Here is a 12,863-nt window from a genome sequence, read left to right as displayed (position 1 = left end):
CCTCAAGCCCGGCCTTACCCCCAAGCCACCCGGCCTGACCCTCACCGCAGCCGGCCGGCCTTCAACCCCAGGTGGACGGCGAGCCGGTCGTCGCCGTCGGACAGGTCCCGGTGCGTCAGCCGCTCGGCCTTGCCCAGGCGGTAGTAGAGCGTCTGGCGGTGGATGCCCAGCTCGGCGGCGGCCTTGTTGGCGTGGCCGCCCTGGTCCAGGTAGGCCTCCACGGTCTGGGCCAGCTCCGGTTCGAGGGCGGTGACCTCGGCCGCCAGCTCCCGGAGATCACCGGGGCCGAGTCTGGCCAGCAGCCGGTGCACGCCGAGGTCCTCCCAGCGGGCGACGGGGGCGAACCTCGGGAAGTGCTCGGCGATGCGCAGCGCCTGCTTCGCCTCCCGCCAGCTCTGCCAGGCGTCCGCCGGATCGGCCCGGGGCGCGCCGATTCCGGCGGCGGTGCCGTACGCGCGCTGGGTGGTCTGGGCGACCTCGGCGGCCAGGTGCGCCGGGGCGAGCAGCGCGACCGGGGAGCCGGCGCGGGCGAGCACGCCGCGCGGGAGCGTCCACAGGGCGGCGACCCGCTCCTGCGACTCGCGCACCGCGATCACCGTCACCGGGCCGGGCAGCTCGATCGAGACGTCGGCGCGCTCCTCGGGGTCGGCGGACAGCAGCGGCGTGAGGCTCCGGCCGAGGTCCTGGCGGCTCCTGGCCTCCTGGGCGAGCGCGGCGGCGGCCCTGGCGACGAGCGGCGCGACCCGCGCCAGCGCGTCGTCGGTCAGGCTGCCCGACTCCAGCAGCCACAGGTAGCCGTAGACGACGTCGCGGTGGCGCAGCGGCCAGCAGACCCTGGCCAGCACCTTGAGGTCAGCGTCGGCGGGGATGCGCACCGGGTCGTGCGCCCGGGCGATGCCGTAGCGCTCGAAGTAGTCGCGCACCTCCCCCGTGGCGCGCCGGCGCAGGATGGACTCCTGGCGGACGGTGTCGATGTCGCCGTGCTGCGCGCCGTACGCGAGCAGCCGGAACGAGCGGTCCTCCAGCGTCGCCGACGCGCCCAGCACCCGGGCTATCTCGTCGACGATCTCCTGCAGATCGGTGGCTTTGTACATATGTATGACAGCCTGCCACACCCCGCGTTACGCCCGTCAATGGCCCTGCCTGAACAGGCGTTTTAGGCTGGAGACATGTTGGGTCAGCTGCTGTTCGCCGCGTCCCGGAACGCGCTCGTGCGCCGCTCCGTGACCGCCTTCCCGCTCACGCGCAAGGTGGTCGACCGTTTCGTCGCCGGAGAGAGCGTCGCGCAGGCCCGCGACGCGGTCCGGCGGCTGTGCGACGCGGGCCTCACCGTGACCGTCGACCATCTCGGCGAGGAGACCCGCGACGCGAGCGCCGCGGCCGCCACCGCGAGGGCGTACGTCATGCTGCTGGACGCGCTGCGTCCGCTGGAGCTCGGGGGCAAGGCCGAGGTGTCGGTCAAGCTGTCGGCCGTCGGGCAGATCCTGGACGAGACGATGGCGCTGAAGCACGCCCGCGAGATCTGCGCGGCCGCCGACGCCGCCGGCGCGACCGTCACCCTCGACATGGAGGACCACACCACCGTCGACTCGACGCTGCGCATCCTGCGCGAGCTGCGTGCCGACCACCCGTCGACCGGTGTGGCCATCCAGGCCTACCTGTTCCGCAGCGAGGAGGACTGCCGGGCGCTCGCCGCCGAGGGCGCCCGCGTACGACTGGTCAAAGGCGCCTACAACGAGCCCGCCTCCGTCGCCCACCAGAGCAGGACCGAGGTGGACAAGGCGTACGTGCGGTGCCTGCGCATCCTCATGTCGGGGAAGGGGTATCCCATGGTGGCGACGCACGACGACCGGATGATCTCCATCACCGAGCTGTTCGCCGACCGCTACGGCCGCTCCCGGGGCGACTACGAGTATCAGATGCTGTACGGCATCCGCACCGACCGGCAGGAGGCCCTGGCCGGGGCCGGTCACACCGTCCGGGTCTACGTCCCCTACGGCGGCGACTGGTACGGCTACTTCATGCGCCGCCTGGCCGAGCGCCCCGCCAACGTCGCCTTCTTCCTTCGTGCCCTTGGGGGTAAGTGAAAATGGACGCCATCAGCAACGTGCCGGTTCCCGCGAACGAGCGGATCTACGGTTACGCACCCGGCAGCGCCGAGCGCGCCGCGCTGGAGAAGCGGATCAAGGAGCTGGCCGGCACCACGATCGACCTGACCATGACCATCGACGGCGACCAGCGGCTGGGCGGCGGCACGCCCATCGACGTGGTGCAGCCGCACAACAAGGCTGCCGTCCTGGGGCGTACCAACGACGCTACGGCCCAGGACGTGCACGATGCCATCGCGAGCGCGCTGCGGGCGGCTCCCGACTGGCGGGCGCTGTCCTTCGACGAGCGCGCCGCGATCTTCCTGAAGGCGGCCGACCTGCTGTCCGGGCCGTGGCGGGCGACGCTGAACGCCGCGACCGTGCTCGGCCAGTCGAAGTCGGCGCAGCAGGCGGAGATCGACGCGGCCTGCGAGCTGATCGACTTCCTGCGGTTCAACGTCTCCTACGCCCGGCAGCTCTACGCCGACCAGCCGATCTCCTCGCCCGGGGTGTGGAACCGGATGGAGTACCGGCCCCTTGAGGGCTTCGTGCTGGCGATCACGCCGTTCAACTTCACCGCCATCGCCGGCAACCTGCCGACCGCGGCCGCCCTGATGGGCAACGTGGTGGTGTGGAAGCCGTCGCCGACGCAGCAGTTCGCGGCGCACTTCACCATGCGGCTGCTGGAGGCGGCCGGGCTGCCTCCGGGCGTCATCAACATGGTGACCGGCAACGGCCAGGCGATCTCCGAGGTCGCGCTGACCCATCCGGAGCTCGCCGGGATCCACTTCACCGGCTCGACGGCGACCTTCCAGCACCTGTGGGGCACGGTCGGCGCGAACATCGCCTCCTACCGCGGCTACCCGCGGCTCGTCGGCGAGACCGGCGGCAAGGACTTCGTCATGGCGCACCCGTCCGCCGACCCCGGCGTGCTCGCGACCGCGCTGATCAGGGGCGCGTTCGAGTATCAGGGGCAGAAGTGCTCGGCGGCCTCGCGCGCCTACGTGCCGCGCTCGGTGTGGAGCCGGATGCGCGACGACTTCGTGGCCACGGCCGAGTCGCTGACCGCCGGGGACGTGGCGGCGGACCTGTCGACGTTCATGGGCGCGGTGATCGACGAGCGGGCCTTCGCCAAGCACAAGGCCGCCATCAACCGGGCTCGTGAGGTGTCGACCATCGACCTGCTCACCGGCTCGTACGACGATTCACTCGGATATTTCGTGAAGCCGACCATTCTGGAGTGCGCCGACCCCACGGACGAGATCTTCGTCAAGGAATACTTCGGCCCGATCCTCGGCGTGCACGTCTACGACGACGGCGACTACGACGCGGTGCTGAACCAGATGGAGAGCATCGCGCCGTACGCCCTGACCGGGTCGATCATCGCCCAGGACCGCTACGCCATCGCGGCGGCCTCGGAGCGGCTGCGCTTCGCGGCGGGCAACTTCTACGTCAACGACAAGCCGACCGGCGCGGTCGTCGGCCAGCAGCCCTTCGGCGGCGCCCGCTCCTCCGGCACCAATGACAAGGCGGGCTCGATCTACAACCTGATCAGGTGGGTCAACGCCCGCACGATCAAGGAGACCTTCGTCCCGCCGACCGATCACCGCTACCCGCACATGGGCTGACGGTTGATCCGTCCCGCGCCCCCGGCTCCACGAGAGCCGGGGGCGCGGGCGCACCACCTCAGCCGGTCACAGCAGCTTGTCCAAGGTGATGGGCAGGTCGCGGACGCGTCTGCCGGTCGCGTGGTGGACGGCGTTGGCGAGCGCGGCGGCGACGCCGGTGATGCCGACCTCGCCCAGCCCGCGCAGCCCGAGCGGCATGGTCGGGTCGGGTTCGTTCAGGTAGTGGATCTCGATCGGCGGGACGTCGGCGTGCACCGGGAGGTGGTACTCCGACAGGCTCGGGTTCATGATCCGGCCGGTGCGCGGGTCGATGAGCGTCTGCTCGCTCATCGCCATGCCGATCCCCATCACGATGCCGCCGCGGAGCTGGCTGCTCGCCGTCTTCGGGTTGATCACCGTGCCGACGTCGAACGAGCCGACCCAGCGGGAGACGCGGACCTCGCCGGTGTCCGGATCCACCCGTACCTCGCAGAAGTGCGCCCCCGTCGCGGCCTTCACCCAGCGGCGCCGGTCCCGGAGGAACTTCGTCATGAAACGGACCTGTCCGGCCACCGCCCCGAGCCCGCTGTCGGACCCAACGGCGGCATCGACCGAGGGCCGGCCCGCCCGTCCGAGAATGTCGGTGTACTTCTCCCCCACACCCGGCTTGCCGATCTGGTAGAGGCCGCCGTCACGGGCTTCGAGGCGGTCCAGGCGCTGTCCGCGCAGCGGCGACTCGCCCGACCGTCTGGCCAGGGCGAGCATCGACCGCTTCAGCTTGTCGCACGCGGCCAGCAGGGCGGCGGCCACGCTCGCGGTCTGGGTGGCGCCGCCGGCCATCGGCGCGATGGGCAGCTCCGAGTCGCCGTACTCCACCTTGACGGACGCGAACGGCACGCCGAGCGCATCGGCGGCGATCTGCCCCTGTACGGTCGCCCCGCCCATCCCCATCTCCTGGAAGCCGCACCGCACCACGACGGTGCCGTCGACCGACAGCCGTACCGTGATGTTGGCGTTCAGCTGGACGGGCGGATGGTAGGCCGAGGCGACGCCCATGCCGACCAGCCACCGGCCGTCCCGCATCGAGCCCGGCTGCGGCGTCCGCCGCGACCAGCCGAACTTCTCCGCCCCGAGCGCGTACGCCTCCCGGAGCATCCGGTTGGAGAAGTCCTTGCCGTCGGTCGGGTTCTTGGCGGGCTCGTTGCGCATCCGCAGCTCGATCGGGTCGAGGCCGAGTTCGCCGGCCAGCTCGTCGACGGCCGCCTCCAGCGCGAAGGTGCCGATCGACTCGCCGGGCGCGCGCATGAACGTGTTCGGCAGCAGGTCGAGCTCGACGATGTTCTGCTGGAGCAGGATGGTGGCGGCGTCGTAGAGGTGCCCGGACGCGGCGGTCACCGGCTCGGGCCTGCCGCCGATCCTGCCGATCCGCGCCACGCTGGTGTGGATCAGGGCGGTCATCCTGCCGTCGGCGTCCGCGCCGAGCGCCACCCGCTGCGCCGAGGGGGTGCGTCCGCCGACCGTGTGGTAGATGCTCTCGCGGGTGAGCACCATCCGCACCGGCCGGCCGGTCACCCGTGCCGCCATCACGGCGAGGATGGTGCCGGCCCAGACCGAGCCCTTGCCGCCGAAGCCGCCGCCGACGTGCGGCGCGATCACCCGCACCCCCGCCACCGGCACGTCGAATCGCAGGGCGAGATGCCTGCGCACCCAGTCGATGGACTGTGTCGCGTCGTGGACGGTGAGCTGGTCGCCGTCCCACGCCGCCGTCGTAGCATGCGGCTCGATCGCGTTGTGGTGGTACGGCGGCGTGGTGAACCGCAGATCCACCGAGACGGGCGCCGCCGCGAGCGCGGCCTCCGCGTCGCCCTTCTTCGCTCCGCCGGACGAGACCAGGTCGCCCTTGACCGGGGTGGCGTTCTTCTCCTCGGCCGCGAAGTCCACCGTGGCGGGGAGCGGGTCGTAGGTGACGCGGACCAGAAGCGCGGCGTGGCGCGCGGCGTCCAGGGTCTCCGCGACGACGACCGCGACCGGCTGTCCGTTCCAGTGCACCTCGTCGGTGTTGAGGTAGTTGAGCGACGCGCCGGAGACCATGCTGCTCAGGTTCAGCGGGCTCAGCGAGGGCGCCGGTTTCAGCGCCGGCGCGTTCTCATGGGTGAGCACCGCCAGCACCCCTTCGACGGCGGACGCGTCCGCCGTGTCGATCGCGGTGATCCGGCCGCGGGCGACCGTCGCGTGCACCAGCGCGGCGTGCGCGAGGTCGGGATAGGGGTACTCGGCCGTGAAGCGGGCCGTGCCGGTCGTCTTGGCCGTGCCGTCCACCCGGTCGATCGGCTTGCCGACGCTGAGTTCCTTCGCCTCGCTTCGGGGCGGGCTCGCCACCTCGGTCTGGGTCATGCCACGCTCCCGTCCAGCGCACGTAGCGTCGCCACGATCGCGCGTCGAGCCAATTCGATCTTGAACTCGTTCTCCGGCCGGCCGACCGCGGCGCTGAGCTCCGCCGCCGCCGCCCGCTGGTAGGACTCCTCGCCGGCCGGCGCGCCGAGCAGGATCCGCTCCGCCTCGTACGCCCGCCACGGCTTGGTGGCGACCCCGCCGAGAGCCAGCCGGACCTCCGACACCATGCCATCCCGTACGTCCAGCGCGGCGGCGACGGAGACCAGGGCGAAGGCGTAGGAGGAGCGATCCCGCACCTTGCGGTAGCGCGACTTCGCCGCCACCGGCAGGGCCGGCAACTCGACCGCCGTGATCAGCTCGTCGGCGGCCAGCGCGGTCTCGACGTGCGGGGTGCTGCCCGGCAGCCGATGGAAGTCGGCCAGCGGGATGCGGCGAGTTCCGCGTACGCTCTCCACCTCCACGATCGCGTCGAGCGCGGCCAGCGCGACGCACATGTCGGAGGGGTTCGTCGCGATGCACGACTCGCTCACGCCCAGAACGCCGAGATTGCGGTTGAACCCGCCGATCGCGTCGCAGCCGCTGCCCGGCTCGCGCTTGTTGCAGGCCGCGGCCGAGTCGTAGAAGTAGGCGCAGCGGGTGCGCTGCAGCAGGTTCCCGCCGACGGTCGCCATGTTCCGCAGCTGCCCGGACGCGCCGCTGAGCAGCGCCTGGGACAGCATCGGATAGCGCGTCCTGATCAGCGGGTCGGCGGCGAGGTGGCTGTTGCGGACCAGCGCGCCGATCCGCACGCCGCCGCCGGGCAGCTCCTCGATCCCGGTCAGCGGGAGCCTGGTGATGTCGATGACCGTGTCGGGCGTCTCGATGTCCTCGCGCATCAGGTCGACGAGGTTGGTGCCGCCGCCGATGAACTTCGCGTTGGGGCTGGCCCCGATCGCGGTGAGGGCCGAGGCGACGTCGGGGGCGCTCACGTAGGAGAAGGATCTCATCCGGCGACCTCCTGGATGGCGTCGACGATGCCGTTGTAGGCGCCGCAGCGGCACAGGTTGCCGCTCATCCGCTCCCTGATCTCGGCCTGGGTCAGCTCGACGTCGCCGTGCTGGTGCTCGGTCACGGCGCTCGGCATGCCGGCGGCGTGCTCGGCCAGCATGCCGATGGCGGAGCAGATCTGGCCGGAGGTGCAGTAGCCGCACTGGAAGCCGTCGTGCCGGACGAACGCCCGCTGGAGCTCGCCGTCGGTGACGCCTTCGATCGTGGTGATCTCGCGGCCGGTGTACTGCACGGCGAGGGTCAGACAGGCGTTGATCCGCTCGCCGTCGGCCAGCACCGTGCAGGCGCCGCAGGCGCCCTGGTCGCAGCCCTTCTTCGTGCCCATCAGGCCCAGGTGCTCGCGTAGCGCGTCGAGCAGGCTGACCTGCGGCGCGAGCTGGAGTGTCCGGTCAGCGCCGTTGACCCGCAGCCGTACTTCCATCGTGTGCCCGGCCGGACGCGGCCGTACCTCAGGATGCAACGTCACCGATTCTCCTATGATCATTTGTCGTGATGCGTTCGACCGCATGGGGAGTGCGGTGACGCGCGGTCCTGCTTCGAGCCGTCCGCCGTGGCTTCGCGGAGTTGGAGCTCGACGAGGGCCCGCGCGGTGCGGGCCGCTCGTGCTTCGGCTGCCGCGAGGGGAGTCTGTTCGTCGCCGGGGACGCCCTCCTGCATGAAGAACGCGAGGCCGTGGGCGGCGGACGCCATGCAGATGAGCAGGTCGAAGGCGGCGGCCTCCGTGGTGGTGACCCGCCTCGCGATCGGCAGCAGCGTGTCGAAGAGGGCATGGACGACCTCGGCCAGCTCGGCATGCCGCGTCTTGTCCAGGCCCGCGTTGAACATGATGTCGAAGAGCGCCTGCTCCTCGCGGGCGAAGCGCACGTACGCGGCGGCCAAGGCGGCCAGCTGGTCGGTGGGGTCCTCGCTCGCCGAGATGGCCTCCTTGAAGCGCCGGTCCTGCTCGCGGTAGCCCTTCACGGCGAGCGAGGCGAGCAGGGCGTCGCGATCGGCGAAGTGCTTGTACGGCGCGGCGACGCTCACCCCGGCCCGCCGACAGGCCTCGGCCAGGGTGAAGCCGTGCGGCCCACGCTCGGCGACAAGCACCAGCGCCGCCTCCTCCAGCGCCTTGCGGAGGTCGCCGTGGTGCTGCCCGGTGCTACGCCGTCTGCCGATCACGCCCCGAGGTTAACACCATTCACCTGTTGAGGTGAATAGCATTTACCTATCGAGGTTAATGAGATTTACCTACAGAGGCGTTCCTTCTGAGCCCAGGGCGGCAGTGACTGTCGGCGGTGGGATGGCCATGATCATCAGCAGGGATCGCCGAGGGAGACGGACTCCTGCTACATCACCGATGGCGGCGAGACGGTGTAGAGGGCTCTCTTCTCGCCCAGCCATTCAGGGTCGATGAACCGGCTGCTCATGCGCCCGGTGAGGAAGAGAAAGATCTCCAGGCAGGCCCGGTTGTGGTCCTTGGGTTCGGTGATTTCGGATCCGAAGCGCACGACCTCCGGGATGTTCGTGGGCGGCCCGGCTTCCCGGAGGCAGGGCTCGACCATGGAGCCGGGTTCGGTGATGATCTCGCCGTACCACCGCTGGGTCGCCCAGGCGGTCGTGACGCCGTCGCCGTAGAGGAGATCGTGGACGTAGCCGTCCATGGTGCGGATCTGGAGGAAACGCAGGCCCGCTTCCGTCAGGCCCGTGGTCACCGGGGGCGGGCCGCTGATGGTCAGGACGTGCGTCCAGCCGTCGGCGTGCGGGCCGGTCCAGAGGCGTTCGGTGAAGGCCATCGGCCGGTAGTGGGCCATGGCGGTGGCCAGGTCGCAGTCCTGGCGGGAGGCGAGATCCGCGCCGAGCAGGGCGGCCACGGCCTCGGCGTCGCCCGACTCGACCCAGGTGCCGGTGAACCCGCGGCCCAGGCCCGCGCCGAGCAGGCACTCCCACTGGTCAGCCATGAGGCCACGCCCCGTCCGGGATACGGCAGAGCAGCCCCGGCGTGGTGAACCAGGTGTCATCGATGAACCGGCCGGTCGTGTACCCCATCACGGCAAGGAACAGGTTCATCTCATGAGAGATGTCCGAGGACCCGACGAGGTGCGCCCCCTCTTCCATGGGATGGTCGAAGAAGTCCGGGGTCATGTCCTGCCAGCGACCCTCATTCAGATAGCGCGGTCGCTGACTGCGCCGATTTCCGCCAGACCTCGCTCCTCCAAATACGACCACTGGCCGAACCTGTCACGGTCCGTCATGAGGCTCCCATCGGTATGTTCGCGAACGCTCATGTAGTGGTCGGCGACCTGGAAATGACCCCGGACAGGTACGTGGACCCCTCCAGAACCTGGGGCGAGAGCTTGATTCCGGTGAGGCGCTCGATCAGGACAAGCCCTGGCCCTCTGTAGAGCTCATACGTGTCCTTGCCATAGTCGTGGTCGATCTGCTTCATGGTCTCCACGAGTTCGTCGGGAACCTCGGAGTAGCCCTCCTGCGCCCAGAAAGCGAACCGAATGTCCCCGTCTTCCACCCAGCGGAACTCCTCCAAGCCCTTGATGTCGAGGCGGTAAAGGGAAACCAGGCGGGTGCCCGCCGACAGCGGCACGATGAACGTGTCGTCCGCGCCCAGCCAACTGTTGGACTGCGCGACGAACGCCCAGTCGTCGATGGCCGCGACCGCGACGAATTCGGTCTCGGAGCCGTAATGGAAGCCGACACCCATCGCATCATCGAGCGTCGTCCAGGAGAAGTCTTCCGCTCGGCCACCCATTCGGGCAACGAGCTCCTCAGGTGTGAGCCCGCGGACGAAGATGAAGCTGTAAGCCTCCGCGAGACCGGAGTCGGTGAACCAGGCGTAATCGCCAGGGGGCGTGATCATGCGGCGATCATGGCAGAGCCCACCGACACAACCTGCCGAGGAATCGGCCCCTTGGACCGACCGTCACTCAAGGGCAGGAACCGGCTCGCCTCCCGCCCTCGACCGAGACGCAGACACCGAACTGGCACGTACGGAATTCAAATTCTCGCCCTGCTCTCACGATCACGATCTCGCCTCATCGGCGACCGAGCCCCGCTCCTCCACCGCGCTCACGTGGCTCCCGCACGCCCCGCAGAGTCCCAACGTTGAGGAGATGCCGTCCTGACTTCCCCTGGCCTTCGCTCCGATACGGAGACTCAGCCAGGTCGGCCCACCTGACCGCCCCGAGCGCCGTTCATGATCTGGACCGGGTGGTCAGCCGCTGGGCATGCGATCAGCCTCGCTATGCGACCTCCTGGTAGCACACTTGTCTCATGACCTTTCCGCAGCCCGTAGACCCGACGGTGAAGAAATCGGTGGCTCTTCGCCGTTCGCTCGCCGAAGAGATCGAGAGCCGGACCGATCCTCGTGAGTTCTCCCACTTCGCCGACCAGGTGGCCGAGTACGGCTTGGCGCTCCTCGAGGCCGAGGAGATCGTCGCCGATCACGAGCGCAGAGTGGGTCCGCTGTCCGATGAGGTCATGCAGGCGGCCCGCCGGGCATGGTCCGGCGAGTAGGGCGGGCGGGTGCTTCGTTCCCGACACCCTCGTTCGTGCTGGACGACGCCGGCTTGGACGGGCACGAGTGCGTCGTGGACGCCCTCGTCGTGGCCACGGCCGCCGCAGGGAGCGGTCCGGCCAAGGTGGCGTCCAGCGACGGTTCACACGTCCCCAAGCTGATCGCCGCGGCCAGGCTCAGACGAGATGCGCCGATCGGATGGGTGCCAGTCTGAGCCGGTGAGCCACGCCGAGCAGGGCGGCCACAGCTTCTGCATCGCCCGACTCGACCCAGGTGCCGGTGAATCCGCCGCCCAGTCCCGCGCTGAGCAGGTACTTCCACTGGTCAGTCACTGGGGCCAGGTCCCTTTCGGGATGCGGCAGAGCAGCCCTGGTGTGGTGAACCAGGTGTCGTCGATGAACCGGCCGGTCATGTATGCCAGCGCGGCGAGGTAGAAGTTCATCTCCCGGCCGATGACAGGGGAGCCGACGAGATCTGCTCCCTCCTGTCTGGGACGGTCCCAGTGATCGTCGGGGATGGTGTCCTCCCACTCGTCCCCGTTGAAATAGACCGGTTCAGTGATTTCGCCCGCGTAGTAGGACAGATGGCAGGCCCGCCCGCCCGGCTGCGAGAGCGACTCAAGGGCGCGCCACGGGGATAGTCCGGACACGGCGAACATCTTGACCCAGCCGGGGCTCTGCTCGGCCACCCAAACGAGATCCTCTTCTGAGTAGGTGCGATACCATCGCCGCGCCTGGTCCAGGTCGCAGGCGAGTGTCTCCTCCTCCGCCCGCAGCGCGGCGACCACCGTGCGGTAGTCGGGCGCCTCGACCCACGAACACTCGAACCTCTCCGCCAGGCCTCGCTCCTCGACATACGACCACTGATCTAATGTGTCACGGTCCGTCATGATGCTCCTTTTTCCTGCCGTACACGGCCGCCACCCGCGCGCCGAGCGCCGCCGGCAGCAACGGGACGGCCTCGGCGACCGCCTCCCCTGCCGGGGCGAAGGCGGCGGCGTGCTTGAGCGCGATCCTGGCCGCCCGCCCCTGGACCTCGTAGGAGGCGTGCCCGAACGCCGTCGCGAGCGCGGGCGCCAGCTCGGCGGCGTGCGGCAGCTCCCGCTCCAGCCAGCGCAGGCCCTCCAGGGCGAGCTTGGCCTCGGGCCGGAAGGTCAGCGCGCCGATGGCCTCGACGACCTCGGCTTCCTCGTGCGGACCGCCGTACCGGACCTGGGCGAGCGCCAGCTCGGCGACCGTGCCGGGAGCGGCGGGCAGCAGCCGCAGGTAGTCGCGGACCCGGGCGGCGGCCTCCTGCGGCGTGGGGTCGAGCATCCGGTGCAGCCGGACGAAGAAGCGCAGGCTGATCGCGTCCCCGCCGCGCAGGAAGCGGCGCAGGCAGCCGTCCAGGAGCTCCGCGCGCGACACCCGGCCGGTCTCCTGCAGCCGTCCGAGCAGGGACAGCCAGCGGGTGGGGACGGGCTCCAGGCGTTCCTCGCGCAGCACGCGACCGGCGCCCTCGGCTTCGAAGATCCGCGGCAGCAGCGGGCCGATCAGCGGGTCGTCGGCGGCCGGCCTGGCGCGGAGCCAGGCGGTCACGAGCGGGTCGTGCTCGGGTGGCGGGGCGCCGCAGGCCCGCAGCAGCGCCAGCGCCAGCGGGGCGTTGCGGTCGTCGGCCGTGCGGATCTTCCGGGCCAGCCGGACGGCCACCTCCGCCTGCCAGCGAGCCGGGCGCGCGGCCAGCACCCGGACCACCTCCTCCACTCCGGCCCGCCGGGCCGCGAACTCGCGCCTGGTCAGCCAGGCGACAGCGGCGGCGGGACCGGCCAGCACGCCCGCCCCCGCGATCCGCAGCACTTCCCCGTGCCCGCCGATCTCATCCCGCTCGCCGCTGTCCCACTCCCCATCCCACTCATCCTCCCCGTCGCCTTCGCCCTCGCCGAGCGCCCAGCGCTCCCTCGCCTGGCGGTCGGCGGTCGCACGCAGGTCTTTGCGCAGCTCCGGCAGACGCCGGGCGACCTCGGCACGCTCGGCGTCGGACAGGGTGACCACGAGGTCGGCCAGACCGCGGGCGTCGCGGGCGGTGATGCGGTCGCGGACCTGCGCCCAGGCCGTCACGAGGTCGCCTGCGTGGAAGTAGATGAACACGTCATGGACGGCAACATAGAGATCATCCCCGACAATCCGCGTCGACCGGGATGGGCGATCGTCACGCCTTGATCAACTTCTGGTTGCCCGCTAG

14 protein-coding genes are annotated in these 12,863 nt (G+C 70.4%); 3 read left to right on the top strand and 11 right to left on the bottom strand.

Annotated elements, in window-relative coordinates:
- Positions 1-41: 41 nt before the first annotated feature.
- Positions 42-1,094: a PucR family transcriptional regulator gene (locus OHA68_RS31545; protein WP_327103481.1), complete on the bottom strand. Its 1,053-nt coding sequence runs from the start codon at positions 1,092-1,094 to the stop codon at positions 42-44.
- A gap of 75 nt (positions 1,095-1,169) precedes the next feature.
- Between OHA68_RS31545 and OHA68_RS31540 the strand changes: the two genes are divergently transcribed.
- Positions 1,170-2,087: a proline dehydrogenase family protein gene (locus OHA68_RS31540; RefSeq protein ID WP_327103480.1), complete on the top strand. Its 918-nt coding sequence runs from the start codon at positions 1,170-1,172 to the stop codon at positions 2,085-2,087.
- Between the two features lie 2 nt (positions 2,088-2,089).
- The gene (gene pruA / locus OHA68_RS31535; RefSeq protein WP_327103479.1) at positions 2,090-3,715 is read left to right on the top strand and encodes an L-glutamate gamma-semialdehyde dehydrogenase; all 1,626 of its coding nucleotides are present in this window, start codon (positions 2,090-2,092) and stop codon (positions 3,713-3,715) included.
- Between the two features lie 66 nt (positions 3,716-3,781).
- Here pruA and OHA68_RS31530 read toward each other — a convergent pair whose 3' ends face one another.
- The 7 genes from OHA68_RS31530 to OHA68_RS31500 form a co-directional block, all read right to left on the bottom strand.
- Entirely contained in the window at positions 3,782-6,088 is a 2,307-nt protein-coding gene (locus OHA68_RS31530; RefSeq protein WP_327103478.1) for a xanthine dehydrogenase family protein molybdopterin-binding subunit, read from the bottom strand.
- Positions 6,085-7,074 carry an FAD binding domain-containing protein gene (locus tag OHA68_RS31525; protein ID WP_327103477.1) on the bottom strand — a complete coding sequence of 330 codons (990 nt, stop codon included), beginning with the start codon at positions 7,072-7,074 and terminating at the stop codon, positions 6,085-6,087. The genes OHA68_RS31530 and OHA68_RS31525 overlap by 4 nt, the downstream gene beginning before the upstream one ends.
- A complete protein-coding gene (locus OHA68_RS31520) occupies positions 7,071-7,556 on the bottom strand; it encodes a 2Fe-2S iron-sulfur cluster-binding protein (protein ID WP_327109581.1) in 486 nt (161 codons plus the stop codon). The genes OHA68_RS31525 and OHA68_RS31520 overlap by 4 nt, the downstream gene beginning before the upstream one ends.
- A gap of 59 nt (positions 7,557-7,615) precedes the next feature.
- Positions 7,616-8,293, bottom strand: a complete 678-nt coding sequence (locus tag OHA68_RS31515; protein ID WP_327103476.1) for a TetR/AcrR family transcriptional regulator — start codon at positions 8,291-8,293, stop codon at positions 7,616-7,618.
- A gap of 167 nt (positions 8,294-8,460) precedes the next feature.
- On the bottom strand, positions 8,461-9,072 hold the full coding sequence (locus OHA68_RS31510) for a hypothetical protein (protein WP_327103475.1): 612 nt from the start codon (positions 9,070-9,072) through the stop codon (positions 8,461-8,463).
- The gene (locus OHA68_RS31505; protein ID WP_327103474.1) at positions 9,065-9,256 is read right to left on the bottom strand and encodes a hypothetical protein; all 192 of its coding nucleotides are present in this window, start codon (positions 9,254-9,256) and stop codon (positions 9,065-9,067) included. Before OHA68_RS31505 ends, OHA68_RS31510 begins: the two co-directional genes overlap by 8 nt.
- Before the next feature lie 139 nt (positions 9,257-9,395).
- On the bottom strand, positions 9,396-9,986 hold the full coding sequence (locus OHA68_RS31500; RefSeq protein WP_327103473.1) for a DUF6461 domain-containing protein: 591 nt from the start codon (positions 9,984-9,986) through the stop codon (positions 9,396-9,398).
- A 413-nt stretch (positions 9,987-10,399) separates the two neighbouring features.
- Here OHA68_RS31500 and OHA68_RS31495 point away from each other — a divergent pair, with 413 nt between their 5' ends.
- Positions 10,400-10,642: a hypothetical protein gene (locus OHA68_RS31495; RefSeq protein ID WP_327103472.1), complete on the top strand. Its 243-nt coding sequence runs from the start codon at positions 10,400-10,402 to the stop codon at positions 10,640-10,642.
- A gap of 177 nt (positions 10,643-10,819) precedes the next feature.
- Here the strand turns inward: OHA68_RS31495 and OHA68_RS31490 are convergent, their stop codons facing one another.
- From OHA68_RS31490 to OHA68_RS31480, 3 genes are read right to left on the bottom strand one after another with little or no spacing between them, the layout of a single operon-like run.
- On the bottom strand, positions 10,820-10,975 hold the full coding sequence (locus OHA68_RS31490; protein WP_327103471.1) for a hypothetical protein: 156 nt from the start codon (positions 10,973-10,975) through the stop codon (positions 10,820-10,822).
- On the bottom strand, positions 10,972-11,532 hold the full coding sequence (locus OHA68_RS31485) for a hypothetical protein (protein WP_327103470.1): 561 nt from the start codon (positions 11,530-11,532) through the stop codon (positions 10,972-10,974). The genes OHA68_RS31490 and OHA68_RS31485 overlap by 4 nt, the downstream gene beginning before the upstream one ends.
- On the bottom strand, positions 11,519-12,769 hold the full coding sequence (locus OHA68_RS31480; protein WP_327103469.1) for a hypothetical protein: 1,251 nt from the start codon (positions 12,767-12,769) through the stop codon (positions 11,519-11,521). The genes OHA68_RS31485 and OHA68_RS31480 overlap by 14 nt, the downstream gene beginning before the upstream one ends.
- Positions 12,770-12,863 lie beyond the last annotated feature (94 nt).

The sequence above is a fragment of the Nonomuraea glycinis genome (genome assembly GCF_035920485.1).
GTDB lineage: Bacteria > Actinomycetota > Actinomycetes > Streptosporangiales > Streptosporangiaceae > Nonomuraea > Nonomuraea glycinis.
The sequence above is the reverse complement of the archived record's forward strand: the minus strand, read 5'-3'. Positions and strand labels throughout refer to the sequence as shown.